Source organism: Vibrio sp. YT-19(2023) (assembly GCF_033337395.1).
Window position 1 is genome coordinate 1 of the sequence record NZ_JAWOQN010000358.1, and the last position, 796, is coordinate 796.

1 protein-coding gene and 1 pseudogene are annotated in these 796 nt (G+C 43.2%); one reads left to right on the top strand and one right to left on the bottom strand.

The annotated features are described in order from the left end of the window. Positions 1-322: pseudogene (locus R7E78_RS25885) on the bottom strand (amino-acid N-acetyltransferase); the annotation flags it as partial. A gap of 164 nt (positions 323-486) precedes the next feature. Between R7E78_RS25885 and R7E78_RS25890 the strand changes: the two are divergent. Then, on the top strand, positions 487-796 hold a 310-nt coding region (locus tag R7E78_RS25890), incomplete at its 3' end, for a DUF2850 domain-containing protein (RefSeq protein ID WP_318058577.1).

The window sequence follows — 796 nt, forward strand, 5'->3', positions numbered from 1 at the left end:
TAATGGCTAGTTGAAGCTGCCCAGCAGCTTGCATAACTACCGATAGTGCCGCTTCATCGGTAATTCGGATGTTTTTGTGGTATGGCGTAGTAAGGTCTTGTTTTTCAAGTAATTGATTGATTTGCGGACGAGCACCATAAACGACAACGACTTTGATGCCTAAACTGTGCATCAAAGCAATATCATTGATTATATTGCCAAAGTTGTTATGGGCGACCGCTTCACCTCCCAGCATGATCACCATGGTCTTCCCACGGTGAGCGTTGACGTAAGGGGTTGATTGGCGGAATCCTTTTACGAGAGCGGTACTACGAATTTTCACTACTGCCATTCCTTGTGTTTATTTATGCTTAAATAATGTCTTTTTATTCAATTGATGGCAAGGCAATTTTTTGGAATAAAGCACAAACATCTGGAGTACGGTGCTTTGTCCAGTTTGGTTATGGAGGTTACAATACGCGCGTCTATTTCAAATAAGTGAACCTCATGTCTTCAGTTGTAAATAAGAATGCTGCGATCACTGCTCAAAACGAGTCTAATTCATCTACAAAAGCGTCACTTCGTAAGTGGGCGGAACGTTCTCTCATGCTAATGGCAGTGCTGGGTACGGTCATTGTTTGTATGCTGTATGGCGATTTGATCACTCGGTACATTAATCCTCCCATCTCTAAATCAATAATTTATGGCCGCTGGGTTGAGCAAGATGTAGCGCCTTACTCGAGGGAAGAGTTTGTGCTTAGTGAAAGGGGCGTGACCGTTAATGGCTCGACCATTGCAACCGATTTTGAGTTTGATG